Source organism: Pedobacter sp. A2324 (assembly GCF_059693705.1).
The window spans coordinates 353,700-374,852 of sequence record NZ_JCASSK010000001.1 but is presented as its reverse complement, the minus strand read 5'-3'; the positions used below and the strand labels follow the sequence as shown (position 1 = coordinate 374,852).

Genomic DNA, 21,153 nt, shown 5'->3' with positions numbered 1-21,153 from the left:
GTTTTTTTTACTTTCATCAAAAGTGTTATTATGGTATTACCCATGCATTAACACTGCTTTAATTAATTATTAAGAATTAACGTTTAAATGCGTTTGGATTTAACATTAGAAGTTATAAGAAAACGATAGGGAGTAATTACTTCCTGGTTTATAGCTACTAATTGTTTCATCTGTACCATTAGGGTTATACTTTTTATCTAAATCATTGTCATAATATTGCGTGATGCGGTTGTTTAAAATATCACCTGCATTAAATTTCAACTCGCCTTTGCTTTTTAATACTTTTAATGCCAATTGCAAATCCACTACATTTCGTGGTGCTTCCCACGTACCTGGATAAAGGGCTCCCCCGGCTACAGTTAATTTTCTACCCACCCGGTTATAAAGGGCGTTGAAATTCAACTTATTATCAAGGAAACTATGTTGAAGGCCGGCATTGATAATATACGGCGCTTGTCCAACCATCGGCCTAGATGTTTCGATCAAATTAATACCAGTATTATTCGTTTCTACTCTTGATTTAATAAACGAAAGGTTTGTGTAGAATGTAGTTTGCTTCAAGAATTCAGTATTTGCAATAAAGTCTAAGCTTTTACGCAACTCAAATTCAACTCCGTAAACATTAACATTATCCGAATTTATGAATGTGATAATTCTTGAAGATCCTGCATCACTATTAAATGATTCAATTGCATTATGGAATTTCTTATAAAAACCAGAAACTGAAATGATCTGACCTGCCTGTGGATAAAACTCAAAACGAATATCGGCATTATCAATCTTTGCTTCCTTTAATTTAGTATTACCTTGTTGCAAAGCTAATAACTCATAATCGTAGATAGATGATGCTGCTAATTCTCTGAATTCGGGTCTTGCAAGTGTACGATAGTATGATGCTCTTAAATTTATTTTTGGTGTTAGGCTATAAGTATAGTTTGCTGATGGCAATACATCCACATAGTTATCATCAACTGATGTTTCCGGAGTAGGAACTTTAGCATCTAACACAACATTGAATTGTTCCACCCTTACACCCCATACTAACCTTGATTTTTCACCAAATTTATTATCCAACATCAAGTAACCAGCATTAGTCATTGAATGAGCTGTATAACTATCACCATCCAATGAGATGTCATCTAGCAAATAAGCTCCACTGTTTATGGCGTCCCTTGCATATAATGTTGCTTTTGGTCTCCTGTTAATTTCATCTTTATTTGCAGCATTTTGATTAGCTCTTAGTCCAATAAACCTAGCGTCAAACGTACGATCACGATAAATCGAATTTAAGCCCGCTTTAAATGTCGCAACCTGGCTAAACATTTTTAGAGGACGAGTATAATTAACTCCGCCGCTATAATTATCTTCATTTAACTTTGAAAACAATCTTGAGTTTTCTTTATTTACCTGATCTGTCTGAGCAATGAAAACATAATTGTTTGTACCGATATCTGATGGGTTTCTTTGATAAATAATTTTCTTCTGGTCCGGTTGATCGTTTAATATGTTTGCATAACTCAAAGACCAATCAATTTTAGAATTATTTTCGCCTAGCTGATGAGTTCCTTCAACAGTTGATTTGAATAAAGATTTTTGCATCAAATCAAATGCATAGAATTGAATATCCCTATTTCTATCACTGTTGTAACCATTACGCTCCAGGTATTGGTCGTCATAAGTTCTGTTATATATATTTTTAAACGTGATTTTACTTTTACCGAAGGTATAGGCAAAATTTGCCAGGCCACCAATATTGGTAGAAAACTTATAAATATTGTCGCGATAATTTACGTTTACATAATCACGAATTACATCGCTGTAAATGTTTTGAGCATTTCTATAAGTTAAAGAAAATAATGCACCCAATCTGTTATTGCTTTCTTTAAAATCTTTTACCCTTCCCAAAGTAAATTGATAATTCTGAGTAGGTAAGGCAGTATTATTATATGTTTTCCAATCCTTTGGAAGATTATTCATAGCCCTAGTTCCGTCTTCAGTACTTAGGGTACCACTTAATATTCGGTTGCGAGAAGGAAAATTGGAAGGTAATGCTTTGTCACCGTTATCAAATCCAAGGTAATCCGTTGCAGTTCTTACACCACTCTTAAAGTTTTTAAAAGTTGATGCGGTGTTGTAACCTCCACCAATACCTAAACTGATGAAATTACTATCTGGAATGTCTTTTGTAGATATTTGAATGGCACCACCGGTAAAATCGGCAGGTAAGTCAGGTGTAGCCGTTTTGCTTATGATTAAATTATCTACGAGATTTGATGGAACAATATCAAATGAAAAAGCCTTACGATTAGGTTCTGTACTAGGTAAAGAAGATCCATCCAGGGTTGCTGTATTATATCGATCGCCTAAACCTCTAATGACAACGAATTTATTATCCTGAACGGTAGCACCACTAACTCGTTTTAAGATATCAGAAGTATTTCTATCAGGAGATTTTTTAATCTGATCACTAGCTATACCGTCAGAAATTACAGCACTGTTTTTTTGTTTAGCATATAGTGAATTTACAGATTCTTGTTTGAAGCTTGCTTTAACAACAACCTCACCAAGACTTTGACCACTTGCTTCACTTAGGTTTACGTTTAAAGAAGTGAGTGCGGGAGCTTTAACATCTATATCGGATATTTCCTTTGTTTGGTAACCAACGTATGAAAATTCTAGTACATACTTACCGGAAGCCATACCTTGCAGGTTGTACTTTCCATCAACATCTGTAGAAACGCCTTTCGTTGTTCCTTTAATTTTAACGGTAACACCAATCAGGGTTTCACCTGTTTTTTTATCTGATACTGTACCAGAGATTTTTCCGGTTTGAGCGTAAGCAGTGATGCTTAGAAATAAAACCAGCATTGTAAATGCCGATTTTTTTAAAATTGTGATTAATTCCAATTTGCCTGTGTTTTATTTTAGGCAAAGCTATTACCACAATGTTAGCTGTATGTTAGATGTTAATTAAGCTTTGTTTAGCTAAATGTTAATTTAATGTTAGCTGCTTCTGGTTTAGTATTTAATACCAGTCTTTTTGCAAATAAAGTGCAAAAGCCAGATCGGACCAATTAACAGGAACTTAACATCATCTAAAAACGATGGTTTTTTCCCTTCAATTTTATGACCTATGAACTGGCCAGCCCAGGCGGCAACGAATATTGCAGCATAAATGGCGTAAGCGGTTCCACTTCCCAAACCAACAGCCTGTTCTATTTTTACAATGATATAGCTCATCAAACCAACTACCCAGATCATGAAGAAGAACAGTACAGGTGATAAGGTATAATAGTAATACAGACTAAATGCTAAAAGAAAAGAGGCCCAGTTGAAGTACCCATTGTAGCTACCCAGGAATCCGATATGAGGAAAGGGAATTTGCCAAACCAGACCAAGTAAACTAAAAACTATAAGCGGAACGCAAATCCAGTGAACCAGTTTGTTTGTCGGATTCTGGTGGCTTTCGGCATACTTGTCAAAAAGTACATCTACCTGACGCTTTGGTTCAATCTGTATAGTTGATTTGCTCATGAAGCAAAATTATGAAAAAGCAAGCGAATCTGAGGCAAAAACCGCCTGAATCTTATTTCATAAAAAAGGCGTTGAGCAATGCTCAACGCCTGATATTATTTTGACTAAAATAATCTTATTTCGCAAACGCTACTGAACGGGTTTCCCTGATTACAGTCACTTTAATCTGACCTGGATAAGTCATTTCCGTTTGGATACGTGTTGAAATATCTGCCGCAAGTAGTTCAGCCTGTGCATCTGTAATTCTTTCACTCTCTACAATTACACGTAATTCTCTACCTGCCTGTATGGCAAATGTCTTTTCAACACCAGGGTAAGAAAGTGCCAGTTCTTCCAGATCTTTTAAACGCTTAATATAGCTTTCCACTACCTCTCTACGCGCACCAGGACGGGCGCCTGAGATGGCATCACAAGCTTGTACAATCGGAGAAATCATTGAAGTCATTTCGATTTCATCATGGTGGGCTCCAATGGCGTTGCAAATTTCCGGATGTTCCTTATATTTCTCAGCCAATTGCATTCCTAAAATTGCGTGAGGTAGTTCCGGATTATCATCAGGCACTTTACCTATATCGTGTAATAAACCGGCACGTTTAGCCATTTTAGCATTTAAGCCCAATTCTGCTGCCATTGTAGCACAGAAATTAGCCACCTCGCGCGAGTGGTGTAAAAGGTTCTGTCCGTAAGATGAACGGTAACGCATACGCCCTACCATGCGGATAAGCTCAGGGTGTAAACCATGGATACCTAAATCGATTACAGTACGTTCACCAATTTCAACGATCTCGTCTTCAATTTGCTTTTTGGTTTTTGCAACAATTTCTTCAATACGAGCGGGGTGGATACGGCCGTCTGTTACCAAACGGTGTAATGCCAAACGGGCAATTTCCCTTCTTACCGGATCAAAGCCAGATAATATAATGGCTTCAGGAGTATCATCCACAATGATTTCAATTCCGGTAGCAGCTTCTAAAGCACGAATATTTCTACCTTCTCTGCCAATTACACGACCTTTAATCTCGTCGCTCTCAATGTGGAATATAGAAACCGAATTTTCAATGGCTGCCTCAGTTGCTGTACGCTGAATCGTTTGGATAACCACTTTTTTAGCCTCTTTACTTGCTGTTAGTTTAGCTTCATCAACGATATCCTTCACCTGCATCATGGCCTGTGTACGGGCTTCCTGTTTCAGGTTTTCCACAAGCTGATCCTTAGCTTCTTCAGCCGATAGCCCTGCAATAGTCTCCAGCTGTTTAAGGTGTTGGTTTTTCAATACTTCAACTTCTTCCTGTTTTTTCACAGCCAGTTCAGTCTGCTTTTCCAGGTTGCCTTTTTGCTTATCAAGCTCCTGCTCTTTTTTGTTGAAGTTTTCCATGCGCTGGTTTACCGACTGCTCTTTCTGCTTAATGGTATTCTCACGCTGATTAATGGTATTGTTTTTTGCATTAACTTCCTGCTCATGCTCAGCTTTCAGTTGTAGAAACTTTTCCTTTGCTTCTAAAAGCTTGTTCTTTTTTAAGATTTCTGCATTGTTCTCTGCATCTTTCAAAATCTTTTTCACCTTGTTTTGAGCTGCAACCTCCTGCTGTTTAAGCAAGTTGCGCAATAAGTATCTACCTACTGCTATACCGATACCTAAGCCTGCTATAAGGGCAAATATGTATCCTAGAATTTCCGTTATCTCCATTTTGTTTTTTAAGTAAAAAAAAACCGCACCTAATTTTTTAAGTCCCAATAATTTTAAACCTCAACTAAGCATAATTGGGATTTAAGCCATTTTCAGGTGCCTAAGCAGATGAAATACGCCCTCTTAACCCCATAGATATTGAAGTGTTAAGTTTTATAAATTTTGAAACTCAAAAACTAGCTGCGGCTATATTTTTGTGCTAATATATATTAAAGAAGTCGCTCTGGCTTAAGCCTGAAAAACGATTACTTTAAAAGAACGAACCTTTTATTTTGCAAAGAAACCATTGAGTAAAACATCCAATTCTTCGACTTTATCGGCAACAGCAGTATCCTGGCTTTGTACTTTATTTTCAGTTCTTAATACCGCAGTAGCATAATGCAACACTGCCATAGAAAGAAGATCCTGCTTATCTCTAACCGCATAATTATCCTGATAATCCTTTATGCGCTCATTGATCATTTTGGCTGCCCGCCTCACAATTTCTTCCTCTTCTGTATTTACCTTTAAGGGATAAATACGGTCGGAAATGGTTATTTTAATCGAGATTTCTCCCATTTGTTAGCTTAGTTTCTGATTTCCGCGCATCATTTTATTTCTTTAATAATGCGATACTTTTATCAATCTCCCGCACAAAATCGTTAATTTTTTGTTTAATATCAAGCGATTTCTCACTTGTTCCCTCAATACTTTTGGCCAGTTTGGTAACCCTTAACTTTTCTTCAAGTTCTACGTTCTTAACCTTGGCCGTATCAAGTGCAACTTTTAACGATTGATTTTCAAGCCTTAATAAATCACTTTCTTCCTGCAAAGCACCACATAACTCAATCAACTGAGCTGTTTTTTGTAATACTTTATCTAATTGATCTGCAACAGAAGCCATGGATTTATTTTCTAAAAATACGAATTTATATTTTATTTCCTAATTTCTGCACCAGCTTGCTGCGTTAAATTCGCAATTAGCTTCTGCATGGTATTGTCAATCTGCTTATCTGTAAGGGTTTGCTCCTCATCCTGTAAAATGAAGTTTAAAGCGTAAGATTTTTTACCTTCAGGTAATTTATCGCCCACATACACGTCGAACACACCAACTTCTTTAATCAGTTTTTTATCAGTTTTGAAAGCGATGCCTTTCAACGTATCAAAGGTTACCGCCTGGTCTATCAGCAACGATAAATCCCTGCGCACCTGAGGGTATTTTGAAACCTCTTTATTAACGATTTTATTTTTCTTAACAATATCAAGAATGGCAGCCCAGTCAAAATCAGCATAGAAAACCTCAGCATTTACATCGGCAACTTTACGGTCTGCTTTAGTTGCAGCTCCAAAACTAACAATCGATTTATCTCCGCGGAAATATCTGATCCCATATGCAAAGTTTTCATCATTCAGTGTATCGGTTTGAAAGCTCGATATACCCAAACGTGATACAATGGCATCTACCGCCGACTTTAAATTATAAAAAGTAGCAGATTTTGAATTTTGATTCCATTGCTCACCTTGCTTAGCTCCTGAGATTAACAGAAATAAACGCGGACGCTCCACATACTTTTCATTAATCAGGTGGTAGGTTTTGCCAAACTCATAGAATTTAACATCTGCATTTTTACGGTTCTGGTTATATGCCACACTCTCCAGTACAGGCATCAATAAATTTTGACGCATTACATTCAAATCACTGCTTAGAGGATTTAAAATGAACACTGCCTCATCCAGATTCTTCGAGTAAGCTGACCTGGTTAGAGAGTTACACATAATTTCCGCGTAACCATTGGCAGTAAGCATATCAGCGATTACGTTATGTGTATTTTCCTTTTCTGGCTTTACGCTGTAAGAAAGCGATGCATTTACCTTTGAAGGGATCTCAATATTGTTATATCCATAAATTCGCAGCACTTCCTCAGTAATGTCACACTCACGGGTCACATCAACTTTAAACGAAGGCACCCTTAAAGCCAGGGTATCTTCAGATGTACTTGTTGCTGTAATTCCAAGGGCTGTGATGATATGTTTAATTTCCGTAGCCGGAATGTTCGCACCGATTAATTTATTGATATTGGTGTAACTCACTTCAAACTCAAACGGACGGATATGATTTGGATAAATATCCGATACTGATGATGAAATTTCACCGCCGGCAATTTCTTTAATTAAAAGTGCGGCATATTTCAGTGCCGTAACGGTAATTTCAGGGTCTGTTCCACGCTCAAAACGGAAAGAAGCGTCAGTTTTTAATCCATGTCTTTTTGCTGTTTTACGAACAGAAACCGAATTGAAATAGGCACTCTCCAGGAAAATATTGCTGGTATTCGCCTCCACACCCGAGGTCTTGCCTCCAAAAACACCTGCTATGCACATGGGTTCGTCGGCATTGCAAATCATTAAATCATCTGCACTCAGCTTGCGTTCTACATCATCTAAAGTAATAAAAGGTGTCCCTTCGGATACTTTTTTAACAAGAACCTTGCCGCCGGTGATTTTATCTGCATCGAAGGCATGCAGTGGCTGACCTAAGCCGTGTAGTACATAATTGGTCACATCCACAACATTATTAATCGGACGAAGACCAATTACTTTTAATTTATCTTTAAGCCACTCTGGCGATTCGCATACAGTTACGCCAGAAATGGTTAGGCTACTATAACGTGGACAAGCGGCTGAATCTTCCACTTCCACGGGGATAACCAAATTTTCATTATCTGTTTTAAAAGCTAAAAGATCCGGCATTTCATACTCGCTTCTGAAATAAGCAGCCAAGTCTCTGGCTACCCCCAGGTGTGAGGCTGCATCAGCACGGTTTGGTGTTAAACCAATCTCAAATATAAAATCATCCTCCATTTGAAAGTGATCTTTTGCCCTGATGCCAACTTCGGTATCCTCAGCCAGAATCATAATGCCATCGTGAGATTTACCTAAACCAATTTCATCCTCAGCACATATCATTCCCTGAGAAAGCTCTCCCCTGATTTTGGATTCTTTGATTTTGAACGGCTCGCCTTCCAATGGATAAACTGTAGTACCTACAGTTGCCACCACCACTTTTTGTCCGGCACCGACATTAGGTGCACCACAAACAATCTGGAGATTCTCTTTTCCGCCAACATTTACCGTAGTGATACGCAAACGATCAGCGTTAGGGTGCTGAACGCAGGTTAAAACCTCGCCAATAACCAGGCCTTCCAAACCACCCACTACAGGCTGAACCTGCTCTACGCTTTCTACCTCTAAACCTACGTTGGTTAAAATTAACGAAAGTTCCTGCGGCGTTTTATCTATTTGAACGAATTGCTTTAACCAGTTGTATGATATTTTCATCTATTTAGATTTGAGATTCCAGATGTCAGATTGGAGATCAAAAGCGCTGCTATCTGTTTCCGGAATTATAAAACGCAAAGATATTATTTAAAGGTCAAAGCAGAAAACCAAACGGGGAAACTGATGTAATAAAATGCAAACCACCAGCGAAATGCTCATTTAGCGATTTTTTGAACGTGTGCGATAAACCAGCGATGATTGTAGCAAAACTTAAAACTGTGTTAATATGAAATGGTTAATATTGCAGCACTATAAAACAGAATAACCAATGAAAATTTTAAAAACCATCTTATCGCTGATCCTGATTTCGACAGTTGTGCTGGCACAAAAAAAGGGTGCCCCAATCAATATCATTTCCTATAATATTCGTTTAAATGTACCATCTGATGGTGTAAACGCCTGGCCGAACCGTAAAGATGATGTAAAGGCCCTGGTTAAATTTCACGACGCAGATATCCTTTGTGTTCAGGAAGCCTTACCTGAGCAGTTCGACGCTTTGCTCGAAAAATCCAATTTTGATGTGGTAGGGGTTGGCCGTGAAGACGGTAAACGTAAAGGGGAATTTGCTGCTGTTTATTTCGACAAAGATCGCTTCACGAAAAAAGATGGTGGCACCTTCTGGCTTTCGGAAACCCCTGATGTACCTTCTAAAGGATGGGATGCTGCCCTGAACAGGGTTTGTAGCTGGGTGAGGTTGTTTGATAAAACTAATAAGAAAGAGTTTCTGGTGTTCAATACCCATTACGATCATATTGGCGTAAAAGCCAGAATTGAATCAGCTAAATTGTTAAAACAAAAGATCCAGCAGATTGCACCAACCCTACCTGTGGTATTTACAGGCGACTTAAACGTTACGCCCGACACTGAAGCGATAGCCACAATAAAATCTTTCCTGTCCGACGCGAAAGAGGTGAGTGAAGAACCTGCATACGGACCAACGGGAACATTTAATGCTTTTAATTTCAACAGCGATCTGAAAGATAAAATTGATTACATTTTCGTAAACAAAGGCTTTAAGGTTCAAAAATTCGCTGTGATTAGCGACAGCAAAAATAAACGATACCCATCAGACCATTTACCTGTTTTCGCAAGACTATGGTTTTAAACCGTTCCCTGCAAATATGAACCTGCCTAACTCATTCAACTTTATAGCAAGCCTTCATCCTTATAACTATAATAATGCTGATTGGCAAAGATGACATGATCAATTACATAAAGACCCAGCATCAGGCCGGAGGCAACCAAATCACGTGTGAGTTTGTTGTCTCTGTCGCTGGGTTTTAAATTGCCTGAAGGATGGTTATGGGCCAACACGATATTTGCAGCATTATTTTCAAGCGCAACTTTAAAAATGATTTTCGGATCTGCAACTGTGCCGGCCTGCCCCCCTTTGCTGATGAGGTGCTTACCAATAATATGGTTGGAACGATTGAGCAACAAAATCCAGAACTCTTCATGATTGAGATCTCTGAAGGTCTGGTAAAGAAACTTATGCACATCGCTGGATGCGGTAACCTGCGTGAGCTGTTCATCGTGACTTTCCCTTCTTCTTAAACCAAGCTCCAACCCTGCAACTATTGAAATGGCCTTCGCTTCACCAATTCCTTTAAATTTAGAAAGTTCAGGAACAGATGCCTTCCCCAACTTACTAAGATTGTTTTCATAGAAAGCGAGAATCCGTTTACTAAGATCCACAGCTGTTTCATGTTTATTACCTGATCCAATTAAAATTGCAATCAATTCCGCATCAGTTAAATGTCTCCTTCCGTTAAGCAGCAGTTTTTCACGCGGGCGGTCTTCCTCAGCCCACAGTTTTATCCCGAGTTTCTGATCGTAATATTCCATAAATTTTCAGACAAAAAAAAAGCATCCCAACTGTTGGCTGGGATGCTTTCACTAATATCGTAAAAATAAATTATTTAACATACAAAAAAACGGCACTGATTTTATCAGTGCCGTTCCTTATATCATAAAAGTAGACTATGCTAAACCGTTAACGAATTTCGTTAATTTCGATTTGTTGTTAGCTGCTTTGTTTTTGTGGATAATGTTCTTTTTAGCTAAACGATCTAACATAGAGATTACTTTAGGCAATAAATCTGTTGCAGATTTTTTATCTTCTGCAGCACGTAATCTTTTGATGAAAGTACGTGTAGTTTTTGCCTGATATCTGTTACGTAAACGTTTTGTTGCGTTTGCTCTAATTCTTTTTAATGAAGATTTATGATTTGCCATTTCTATTTAGCCTTTTATTTTTCTTTTTCGTTTCCTTTAATTCGGGTTGCAAATATAGAGTTAATCTTTTTAAAACACAAAACAATTTTGTTTTTTTATTAAATAAAATAACCCCCTCATTGCGAGGCACAAAAATACATTAAATTTCGCATTTATACCACTTTAGCCCGTTAATAAAAAAGAAAGTGCTAACATCAAAACCAAAGCCGAACCTTTTCAAATGATTACCCGCAAAATTCCATACAAACCCAAAGGCAATAAAAATCGGCTTCGATAACAAAAACATACCTAAAAATACTATTTTTGGAGAAAACGATTATCGAGTGAAAAAACGAATAGCCATCTTCGCTTCTGGTTCAGGGTCGAATGCCCAAAAACTGATGGAGCATTTTAAAAGAAGCAATGAAATAGAAATCGCATTGGTACTCACCAATAATCCCGACGCCTATGTGCTTCAGAGAGCCGATAATTTTGAAATCCCCAGTCACATTTTCGACAGGTATGAATTTACAAAAACTGATGAAGTAATCGACCTGCTCAAAAATCTTGATATTGATTTTATTGTATTAGCAGGTTTTCTATGGCTTATTCCGAAAAACCTGATTGCCGCATACCCTGGCAGAATTGTGAATATCCACCCCGCCATTTTACCAAAGTTTGGAGGCAAAGGCATGTATGGGGATTATGTACACAATGCAGTAATTGCAGCGGGCGAAAGTGAAGGTGGCATTACCATTCATTATGTTGATGAAAACTACGATGAAGGGGAATACATTTATCAGGCTAAATATAAAATCGATAAGGGCGACAACCTCGAGATGGTTAAATTTAAAGGCCAGCAGCTGGAACACCTTCACTACCCAAGGGTGATAGAAACGCTGGTAAAAAAAGTTAAAAAATAAATAAGTAACCGCGTAAAAAACATATCAGCGTAATACAATAAAACACACTCTTTTTTTACCGGCAAACATTATAAAAAAACAATACTGTTTTACTACCTTTGCGGCTCAAAATTTACAGTAGAATGAGTCAACCCATTAAAATCAAAAACGCTTTAATTTCAGTATATTATAAAGATGGTTTAGCACCATTGGTAAAATTATTGGCCGCCCAAGGTGTCCGGTTATTCTCTACCGGTGGAACAGAACAATTCATCAAAGATTTAAATTTACCAGTTACGGCTGTTGAAGATTTAACAGGTTATCCATCTATTTTAGGTGGCCGCGTTAAAACATTACACCCAAAAGTTTTTGGTGGCATCTTAAATCGCAGAGGTTTAGCGGGCGATCAGGAGCAAATTGCAGAATATGAAATCCCTGAGATTGATTTAGTAATTGTTGACCTGTACCCTTTCGAAGAAACCGTAAAAGCTGGTGGAACACCTAACGAAATCATCGAAAAAATCGATATTGGTGGTATCTCACTAATCCGTGCAGCTGCAAAAAACTTCAATGATGTTGTAATCCTTGCTTCAAAGAACGACTACCCTACTCTACAGGCTCAACTGGAAGAACAAAACGGCGAAACTACTTTGGCTCAGCGTAAAGCTTATGCAAAAAAAGCATTCCATACCTCGTCTCATTATGATACAGCCATCTTCAATTACTTTAACGAGGAAGAACCACTTGATGTTTTCAAACAAAGTGTGGCTGAAGCCAAAACCTTGCGTTATGGTGAAAACCCTCATCAAGGTGCAGTATTCTATGGTGATTTAGATGCCATGTTTACCAAATTAAACGGAAAAGAACTTTCATATAATAACCTGGTAGACGTAGATGCAGCAGTAGCATTAATTGATGAGTTTGAAGATCCTACCTTTGCCATCTTAAAACATACAAATGCCTGCGGTATCGCTTCACGCCCAACGGTTAAGCAAGCATGGATTGATGCATTAGCCTGCGATCCTGTTTCCGCTTTTGGTGGTGTATTGATTACCAACGTTGAGGTTGATCTGGCAACGGCAGAAGAAATCAACAACTTGTTTTTCGAAGTATTAATTGCTCCTTCCTATCAGCCAGAAGCTGTTGAGTTGTTCAGCAAAAAGAAAAACCGCGTTATTTTGCAACGTAATGATGTTGAGTTGAGCAAAAAACAATTCAAAACCTTACTAAACGGAGTGATTGAGCAGGATAAAGATTTAATTATCGAAGGACCTGAGCAAATGACTGCTGTAACTGAAAAAGCACCTACAGCGCAGGAATTAAAAGACTTACATTTCGCTAATAAAATTGTAAAACATACTAAATCGAACACCATTGTATTGGTTAAAGATGATGTACTGATTGCGAGTGGCGTTGGTCAAACTTCACGTGTTGATGCCTTGAGACAAGCCATCGAAAAAGCAGCTTCATTTGGCTTTAGCGTGAAAGGAAGTGCAATGGCATCCGATGCCTTCTTCCCTTTCCCTGATTGCGTAGAGATTGCTGCCGATGCAGGCATTACTGCAGTACTGCAGCCGGGTGGTTCCATCAAAGATGCTGATTCAGTAGCGAAAGCGGATGAAAAAGGCATTTCAATGGTAACAACCGGAGTAAGACACTTTAAGCACTAGTATCATGCTGATGCAGAAAGATTAAGGCATATAGCACATTGCTGTCACCTTTCGTCTTTCTGATTGTTCTTTTAGCTTATTCGCTAAAGAAAATAATACTTAAAGCAATAAAAAAGCTATTTTTACATTTAAGAATAGGTAGATATTTAACTATTTAAGAAATCATAACTCATACATGGGATTATTCAACTGGTTTACGCAAGAAGTGGCCATCGACTTAGGCACTGCGAATACCCTGATTATACATAACGACAAAGTAGTGGTGGATGAACCATCAATCGTTGCTTTCGATCGTACAACAAATAAAGTTATTGCTATTGGCCGTCAGGCTATGCAAATGGAGGGTAAAACCCACGATAATATTAAAACTGTTCGTCCGCTAAAGGATGGGGTTATTGCTGATTTCAACGCTGCAGAAGCAATGATTAAAGGGATGATCCGTATGCTTAATGGCGGTAAAGGATGGATGTTTCCATCTTTGCGAATGGTCATCTGTATTCCTTCGGGGATTACTGAAGTTGAGAAACGTGCTGTGCGCGACTCTGCTGAAATTGCAGGCGCTAAAGAGGTTTACCTGATTCACGAACCAATGGCTGCCGCTGTAGGTATTGGTATCGACGTAGAAGAGCCAATGGGTAATATGATTATCGATATCGGCGGTGGTACTACTGAAATTGCAGTTATCGCATTATCTGGTATTGTATGCGACCAGTCTATCCGCGTGGCGGGAGACAACTTTGACTCTGATATCGTAAACTATATCCGTCGTCAGCATAACATTATGATTGGTGACCGTACAGCTGAGAAAATCAAAATTGAAGTGGGTGCAGCATTACCTGAATTACAGGATGCGCCTGCAGATTTTGCTGTTCAGGGCCGCGATTTGATGACCGGTGTTCCAAAACAGATTACCGTATCTTATACCGAAATTGCACACTGTCTGGATAAATCAATTTCCAAAATTGAAGAGGCAATTTTGAAAGCATTAGAGATTACTCCTCCGGAACTTTCAGCAGATATTTACCAAACCGGTATTTACTTAACCGGTGGTGGTGCACTATTAAGAGGTTTAGATAAACGTGTTGCTGCTAAAACCAAACTACCCGTTCACGTAGCCGAAGATCCACTTCGTGCGGTTGTTCGTGGTACAGGTATCGCCCTTAAAAACATTGGCGGTTATAAATTCTTAATGCAGTAATCAGATGTGAAAAGTAAGATATGAGATTTGAGAAAAAATTCCGAATCTCATATCTCAAATCTCCTGTCTCAAATCTTAATCGCAATGCGTAACCTTTGGATTTTCATCAGTAGATACAACGCATTTTTCTTGTTTATCATCTTTTTTGTGATCGGGGTTTACCTGACCATCAAAAATAATGCATACCAGCGAAGTGTAACCCTGAATTCATCGAATGAGGTAGTAGGCAACGCTTATGAACGTTTAAATGTTTTTAAAAGATATTTAAACCTTGGGATGGTGAATGATAGTCTGGCGGCAGAAAATGCCCGGTTAAAAACCCAGCTACTGCGCATTACCACTGCTGATACGTCGAAAGACGTTAAAGTGATTGATACGATAACTCATCAGCAGTATACCTACCTGGCGGCTAAAGTGGTAAAGAATTCCATAACACTGCGAAACAACGTCATGACCATCAATAAAGGAAGCATTGATGGGATTAAGAATGGCATGGCGGTAATTGCTCCTCAAAGGGGTGTAGTGGGTTTCATACGCGACGTTTCAGAACATCTTGCCACGATACAATCTTTACTGCATAAAGATACCCGCATCAGTGTAACCTTAAAAAAGAATAATGCATTAGGATCACTGGTTTGGGGAGACGCCAATTTCGACATCAGAAAAGCCTTCATCAAAGAAGTACCTAACCACATCAAAATGAATGTTGGCGACAGCATTGTAACGTCGGGTTTTGGCTCCTTTCCCGCAGGCATTCTGGTAGGTAAAATTTTAAAACCAAATGTTGCAACCAACGATAATTTCCTGTCGGGAGAAGTAAATTTATTTACCGATTTTGCAACTTTACAGTATGTATATGTGGTGAAAGATAAACATGCAGACGAACAGAAAGCTTTAGAAAGTTTAGTTAAACCAAATGAATAGTAGAATTATCATTGTAAATGTAATCAGATGGGTCATCCTTCTTTTTGTGCAGATTTTCCTGCTCAAGAACATGGGTTTCTATGACCTGTCTACACCATTCATTTATGTGTTGTTTATCATGCTGCTGCCTTTCGAAATACCGAATATTTTATTGTATCTACTGGCGTTCGGAACCGGTTTAACCCTTGATGCTTTTTACGACACCATGGGCGTGCATGCTACCGCTTGTGTAGCGCTTGCATTTGTACGCATATCTTTTATTTCCATCAGTTTAAACCGTGATGCAATTGACGACCCTGAGCCATCGTTAAGTTATATGGGTTTTCAATGGTTTTCTCTTTACGCACTCCTTTGTGTAATTACGCATCATTTAGTGCTGTTCTTTTTAGAAACATTTAGGCTAACTGAAATTGGTTACACCTTAATGAGATGCGGCTTAAGTTGTATCTTTACATTGATTATTATTTATTTAGTAGAATCAATTTTCTATAAAAGATCATCCCGCTAATGGATCAACTATTCAACCGAAAATATATCGTTCAAGGATTATTCATCGTAATTGCACTTATCTTATTAGGTAAACTTTTCTACATACAGATTATCAGCGACAAAGCTTTCGTTTCTGCCGAAAGTAATGTGCTTAAAAAGAAATTTAAATATCCTGCCCGGGGTGCCATATTAGATCGTAACGGCAAGGTAATCGTACAAAATGAGCCAGTTTATGATTTAATGGTTATTCCTAACGAAGTCAAAGCTTTCGATACGCTGACCCTGGCCAATGCGCTGGAAATTACCATGGCCGATGCACGTAAGTTTATGCGTCGCGCCAAGGCAAAATCCAATTACCAGGCTACACCTTTTGTTAAACAGATCTCGGTACAAAGTTATGCCCGTTTACAGGAAATCATGTACCGTTTCCCTGGTTTCTCTACTCAGGACCGTACCATCAGGCACTATCCGGATAGTGTTGGCGGACAGCTTTTCGGGTATGTGAAAGAAGTTGACAGTGCAGACATTGCACGGTCGGAAGGGTTCTACAAGCCTGGTGATTATAAAGGGAAAAGTGGCCTGGAAAGATCATATGAGGAAACGTTAAGAGGTGAAAAAGGCGTGGTCAACACCATCTATGATGTACATAATACGCCTCAGGGCAGTTATGCCGACGGGAAATACGACATCAATGCGGTATCGGGTGAACGGTTGATTTCTGGTATCGATATCCGCATCCAGAAACTGGGTGAGCAACTGATGAACAACAAGGTTGGGGCTATCGTTGCCATCGAACCGGCAACAGGTGAAGTACTCGCTTTTGTAAGCAGCCCGGGCTACGATCCGAATTTATTAGTCGGCCGCAGTCAGGGAAATAACTACATGGGCCTGATCAGTAATCCATATAAGCCGTCGATCGTTCGTCCGATACAGGGTAAATACCCACCTGGTTCATCATTTAAGCCAATTGATGCCTTACTGGCCCTGCAAGAGGGCGTGGTAGATGAAAACATGACTTTTAATTGTCCAGGCTACTATATGGCCGGGAACCATAAAGTAAAGTGTGAGCACGTAGATGGCAACATCAGCATGCGCCGGGGTATTGCCCGCTCTTGCAATACCTATTTCTGTCATGTATTCCAGAAATTAATCACCAGAAACGGGATGAAAGCCCAACGCCAGACTTATCAGGACTGGCGCGACAAAATCGCTAAGTTTGGCTTCGGGCAAAAACTGGATATCGACCTGCCTTTCGAAAAAGAGGGTTATTTTTACAATGCCGACCACTACGATAAAATTTACGGTAAAAGATGGGGTTATACTACCGTAATTTCTCAGGCCATCGGGCAGGGTGAAATTACCGCCACGCCACTTCAAATTGCAAATGCCATGGCCATTATTGCCAACAGGGGTTACTATATTAAACCGCATTTGATTAAGGCCATGGGCGATAGGATAAAAAAGGAGTATGTAGAGAAAAACTATGTCGGTGTAGATGCCAAATACTTTAACCCTGTAATTGATGGAATGCAAGACTGCGTGAATAGTGGCTGGGGAACTGCCACGCTATCGCGTATTCCAGATGTCCTGTTATGTGGTAAAACCGGAACAGTACAAAATCCACATGGAAAAAACCACTCCGTATTTATTGGATTTGCGCCTCGTGATAATCCAAAAATTGCCATCGCAGTAATTGTCGAAAATGCAGGTTTTGGAAGTACCTATGCCGCACCCATTGCCAGTTACATGGTAGAAAAATACATTAAAGGCAATGTAACCGGAGCACGTGCAGCCCAGGTAGAATGGATGAAAAACCAGAATCTCCTGCCTGCCCTCATCGATAAGTCTAAAAAACCGAAACTGACAAAAACCGATAGCCTATCTATCAAAAAGGCAGACTCGGCAAAACGGACAAATGATAGCCTGAGAATTAAAGCGGCAACACAGAAACGTCCTTTAACAGTACAACTTACTGATAAACAAACACAAAACAGCGGTAAAAAATAATGCAACAGCAGCAACAGACAAACCGGTTTTTCTTTAACGTAGATTGGATTACGGTATTAATCTATATTGCACTTTGCGCCATTGGTTTTGTAAATATCTATGCGTCTATATACAATCCTGATAAAGTTGGTTTTGATTTTACCAGCAGTTATGGTAAACAGCTTATTTACATCATTAGCGGGCTGGTATTAGGTTTGTCGATCTTGCTGTTTGACGGGAGGTTGTTTAACGTTTTCTCGCCTTTTATATATGGCGGAACCCTGGTATTGTTACTGGCGGTTTTGGTGATCGGAAATAAGGTAGCGGGAAATCAGGCCTGGATTGCCATTGGTTCTTTCAAATTACAACCCGCTGAGTTTGCCAAGTTTGGTACAGCATTGCTACTTGCAAGATATGTAGGTGCTTTTAATCCGAAATTTAGGGATTTTAAATCGATTGCCATTGCTGCTCTAATTGTTGGAGCACCTTTATTATTAATCATGCTTCAGCCCGATACAGGCTCTGCACTGGTGTTCCTGGCCTTTATGTTCCCTCTTTACCGCGAAGGATTATCAGGCTACTTCCTCCTAATATTCCTGGGGATGATTGTGCTGTTTGTTGCCGATTTCCTGGTACCCACTTACATACTAATTGCCATCATTACCATCATTGCCGGACTATTTATCTACAACAACAGGCGGAAGCAGAAAATCATCTTTTCTACCATCATCGTTGCAGCCTTTGCAATCGGATACCTGTTCCTGATCAAGGTTGCCTATGAAAAAGTACTGGCACCCCACCAGAGAAGCCGCATTGAGCTGATGCTGGGCCTGAAAACAGATAATAAGGGGGCAGGATATAATGTGATTCAATCGCAGATTGCTATAGGCTCGGGCCAGGCAACCGGGCGCGGATTTCTTGAAGGCACACAAACCAAATATGGCTACGTTCCCGAACAAAGTACCGACTTCATCTTTTCTACTATTGGTGAAGAGTGGGGCTTTGCAGGTTGTTCAGTCGTGATTGGGTTATATATTTTTCTGCTGCTGAGATTAATCAATCTGGCAGAAAGGCAACGATCTACTTTTTCCCGGGTTTATGGTTACAGTGTGGCCTGTATCCTGTTTTTCCATATTTTCATCAATATCGGAATGACCATCGGAATTATACCGGTAATCGGGATACCACTACCGCTGATCAGTTATGGCGGCTCCTCCCTCTGGAGTTTCACCATTTTGTTATTTATTTTTCTTAAGCTCGATTCGAACCGGATGGGATTCTTTTAGGCCACTGGCTTAATGACTAAACCTTCTGTTTAATAATTCGTAAAACTGATCAACTGTAGTCTGTTTACTGGCCCAGTCATTTTTTACCGCATAATTGCTTTGCAGAAAGCTGTCGGCAGCCTCAAAAGAATTCATTTTATTAACGATATCGATTGCTTCAGAATAAGCCAGGTTATATCCTTTGAAAAGTTCTCTGATAAAAAGTAATTTTTCGTTAATGCTGATACCCTGTTTTAAATCCGCAATTGGAGATTTTACAGGTTCATTCTCTTTGGCATTGGTACGGGCAAGGAGGTCATTCAGGCTCGGTGCGGGTGCAGATGATATCGGTTGTGCTGCAGGTTTTACAGGAATGGCTTCGGGTGTGAAAATCGGCCGTTCTGCAACTGGCGGAGAAATAACAGGTTCGTCCATTTCAACATCACGCAAAGCTGCAATAGGTTCCGTTTTAACGGCAGCCGGTTCTTCCACAGGTAAAACCGGTGTTGGATTTTGTTGTGCTTGCGGCACTTTAATTTCTGGCAGTTCAACTTCCGGCTGAATCTCATCTTCATGCGAAATATCTTCATCATGCGAAATCAGGAAAGGCTCCGGACCAATCTCATCATCCTCGGTAATCTTTCCCTCATTAGCTGTATTTAAAGATGTTTCATATTGCTGATGAATTCTTTTCTTCTGCGCCAGAATTTCCTCTTCAGCTTTACTTAAGGGCCTGTCGAAAATTTCCTCCACAGATTTGGCTTCATAATCAAACTGGTCTTCTTCACTGTGGTTACCGAGAATAAATTCAAAGCTGTGGTCTTCCTGGTCAGGCTTAAAAAAGTCTTTTTCCAGCACCTGCTCTGTTACCTCTTCCTCTATGGCTTCGTCATCAAACAGCTCTTGTGCAGGCTTTACGTCAACACGTTCTTCCTGCTCTTCCGCTGTCGCAATTTCCTCCAGCTTTTCCAGTTCAACCGGAGTCGTTTCTGGCAAGGGCTGTACACTGCTTTGAGGAAGAACAATGGTGTTCTGTTCTTCAAGAAGTGCATGAGCCGGATGTGGTGCAGCGTGCTCAACCGCGGCGTTAAGTTTTTGTACTATGCGTACATGATCTGCCAGGAAATCAGCGTTGGCCAGGAATAATTCAAGTTCCAGATCATTTAACTGAGTTGGATTTTGAGCAAGAAACTGATATTGCTCGTTAAGTTCTCTTAAAATATTGCCGACTTTATTGAAGATATCCTGTTGGTTCATCATATACTTTAAACGAAAAATTTGCTGATTTATGTTGGTAACTATGTGTTCAAAAATAACACATAATTCTCATATTTGTTCGGTTTAAAATTAATAGGACATACATCAGGCAGGGCATGTTATTCAGCGAACAAAATTTTAGGAGAAGGGGTGAGTTTTCAGGAAGTATTGAAGTTGTATGTGGTTCAATGTTTTCCGGAAAAACCGAAGAGCTGATCCGCAGATTAAAACGCGCCCAGATTGCTAAGTTAAATGTCGAAATCTTTAAACCCCGTACCGATACCCGCTACCATGAAACTGCGGTAGTTTCGCACGATCTCAACTCCATTAGCTCAACACCGGTAGAAAGCGCTTCAGCGATTTTGTTACTGGGTGCGAATACGCAGGTGGTAGGTATAGATGAGGCACAGTTCTTCGATAATGAATTGCCTGAGGTGTGTAATAAACTGGCACTTAAAGGCATCCGTGTCATTGTTGCCGGATTGGATATGGACTTCACCGGTAAGCCTTTCGGCCCTATGCCCGCTTTAATGGCCATCGCCGAGCATGTTACCAAAGTAAATGCGGTTTGTGTTTGCTGTGGCAATCCTGCTCTTTATAGCTATCGCACTGTAGCAGATGAAAATACGGTACTTTTAGGTGAGAAAGAGAGTTACGAACCACGGTGCAGGGCCTGCTATAATGTGGATAAAGGGTAAGGATATTCATCCGT

The 21,153-nt window shown here is 39.6% G+C and carries 18 protein-coding genes; 9 read left to right on the top strand and 9 right to left on the bottom strand.

Features of this window, described 5'->3' with window-relative positions:
* Window positions 1-105: 105 nt before the first annotated feature.
* The 6 genes from AC570I_RS01655 to pheT all read right to left on the bottom strand — a co-directional run bounded on the left by AC570I_RS01655 (window position 106) and on the right by pheT (window position 8,536).
* Window positions 106-2,907: a TonB-dependent receptor gene (locus tag AC570I_RS01655; protein WP_497403830.1), complete on the bottom strand. Its 2,802-nt coding sequence runs from the start codon at window positions 2,905-2,907 to the stop codon at window positions 106-108.
* 111 nt (window positions 2,908-3,018) lie between these two features.
* Complete coding sequence (locus AC570I_RS01650; protein ID WP_497403828.1) at window positions 3,019-3,534, bottom strand: Mpo1 family 2-hydroxy fatty acid dioxygenase; 516 nt, start codon at window positions 3,532-3,534, stop codon at window positions 3,019-3,021.
* Between the two features lie 115 nt (window positions 3,535-3,649).
* Entirely contained in the window at window positions 3,650-5,221 is a 1,572-nt protein-coding gene (rny, locus tag AC570I_RS01645; protein ID WP_497403826.1) for a ribonuclease Y, read from the bottom strand.
* 267 nt (window positions 5,222-5,488) lie between these two features.
* Entirely contained in the window at window positions 5,489-5,779 is a 291-nt protein-coding gene (locus tag AC570I_RS01640) for a cell division protein ZapA (protein WP_047798145.1), read from the bottom strand.
* A gap of 34 nt (window positions 5,780-5,813) precedes the next feature.
* Window positions 5,814-6,104, bottom strand: a complete 291-nt coding sequence (locus tag AC570I_RS01635) for a hypothetical protein (protein WP_497403823.1) — start codon at window positions 6,102-6,104, stop codon at window positions 5,814-5,816.
* A gap of 32 nt (window positions 6,105-6,136) precedes the next feature.
* Complete coding sequence (gene pheT, locus AC570I_RS01630; RefSeq protein ID WP_497403821.1) at window positions 6,137-8,536, bottom strand: phenylalanine--tRNA ligase subunit beta; 2,400 nt, start codon at window positions 8,534-8,536, stop codon at window positions 6,137-6,139.
* Between the two features lie 268 nt (window positions 8,537-8,804).
* On the opposite strand from pheT, the gene AC570I_RS01625 reads away from it, so the two are divergent.
* Window positions 8,805-9,641 carry an endonuclease/exonuclease/phosphatase family protein gene (locus AC570I_RS01625; protein WP_497403819.1) on the top strand — a complete coding sequence of 279 codons (837 nt, stop codon included), beginning with the start codon at window positions 8,805-8,807 and terminating at the stop codon, window positions 9,639-9,641.
* A gap of 41 nt (window positions 9,642-9,682) precedes the next feature.
* Here AC570I_RS01625 and radC read toward each other — a convergent pair whose 3' ends face one another.
* Both radC and rpsT read right to left on the bottom strand, forming a co-directional pair.
* Window positions 9,683-10,381 carry a RadC family protein gene (gene radC, locus AC570I_RS01620; protein WP_047798149.1) on the bottom strand — a complete coding sequence of 233 codons (699 nt, stop codon included), beginning with the start codon at window positions 10,379-10,381 and terminating at the stop codon, window positions 9,683-9,685.
* Between the two features lie 135 nt (window positions 10,382-10,516).
* A complete protein-coding gene (gene rpsT / locus AC570I_RS01615; RefSeq protein ID WP_047798150.1) occupies window positions 10,517-10,771 on the bottom strand; it encodes a 30S ribosomal protein S20 in 255 nt (84 codons plus the stop codon).
* A gap of 323 nt (window positions 10,772-11,094) precedes the next feature.
* Between rpsT and purN the strand changes: the two genes are divergently transcribed.
* The 7 genes from purN to rodA all read left to right on the top strand — a co-directional run bounded on the left by purN (window position 11,095) and on the right by rodA (window position 19,205).
* The gene (gene purN, locus AC570I_RS01610) at window positions 11,095-11,673 is read left to right on the top strand and encodes a phosphoribosylglycinamide formyltransferase (protein WP_497403816.1); all 579 of its coding nucleotides are present in this window, start codon (window positions 11,095-11,097) and stop codon (window positions 11,671-11,673) included.
* A gap of 122 nt (window positions 11,674-11,795) precedes the next feature.
* Window positions 11,796-13,322, top strand: coding sequence for a bifunctional phosphoribosylaminoimidazolecarboxamide formyltransferase/IMP cyclohydrolase (gene purH / locus AC570I_RS01605; protein WP_497403814.1), 1,527 nt, complete (start codon window positions 11,796-11,798; stop codon window positions 13,320-13,322).
* 175 nt (window positions 13,323-13,497) lie between these two features.
* Window positions 13,498-14,520 carry a rod shape-determining protein gene (locus AC570I_RS01600; RefSeq protein ID WP_010601761.1) on the top strand — a complete coding sequence of 341 codons (1,023 nt, stop codon included), beginning with the start codon at window positions 13,498-13,500 and terminating at the stop codon, window positions 14,518-14,520.
* 84 nt (window positions 14,521-14,604) lie between these two features.
* The gene (gene mreC, locus AC570I_RS01595; RefSeq protein ID WP_047798152.1) at window positions 14,605-15,444 is read left to right on the top strand and encodes a rod shape-determining protein MreC; all 840 of its coding nucleotides are present in this window, start codon (window positions 14,605-14,607) and stop codon (window positions 15,442-15,444) included.
* Complete coding sequence (locus tag AC570I_RS01590; RefSeq protein ID WP_047798153.1) at window positions 15,437-15,952, top strand: hypothetical protein; 516 nt, start codon at window positions 15,437-15,439, stop codon at window positions 15,950-15,952. Before mreC ends, AC570I_RS01590 begins: the two co-directional genes overlap by 8 nt.
* Window positions 15,952-17,940, top strand: a complete 1,989-nt coding sequence (gene mrdA, locus AC570I_RS01585) for a penicillin-binding protein 2 (RefSeq protein WP_497403811.1) — start codon at window positions 15,952-15,954, stop codon at window positions 17,938-17,940. The genes AC570I_RS01590 and mrdA overlap by 1 nt, the downstream gene beginning before the upstream one ends.
* The gene (gene rodA, locus AC570I_RS01580) at window positions 17,940-19,205 is read left to right on the top strand and encodes a rod shape-determining protein RodA (RefSeq protein WP_497403809.1); all 1,266 of its coding nucleotides are present in this window, start codon (window positions 17,940-17,942) and stop codon (window positions 19,203-19,205) included. The genes mrdA and rodA overlap by 1 nt, the downstream gene beginning before the upstream one ends.
* Window positions 19,206-19,214: 9 nt before the next feature.
* Here the strand turns inward: rodA and AC570I_RS01575 are convergent, their stop codons facing one another.
* Entirely contained in the window at window positions 19,215-20,444 is a 1,230-nt protein-coding gene (locus AC570I_RS01575) for a DUF8457 domain-containing protein (RefSeq protein ID WP_497403807.1), read from the bottom strand.
* Between the two features lie 113 nt (window positions 20,445-20,557).
* Between AC570I_RS01575 and AC570I_RS01570 the strand changes: the two genes are divergently transcribed.
* On the top strand, window positions 20,558-21,139 hold the full coding sequence (locus AC570I_RS01570; protein ID WP_497403805.1) for a thymidine kinase: 582 nt from the start codon (window positions 20,558-20,560) through the stop codon (window positions 21,137-21,139).
* Window positions 21,140-21,153 lie beyond the last annotated feature (14 nt).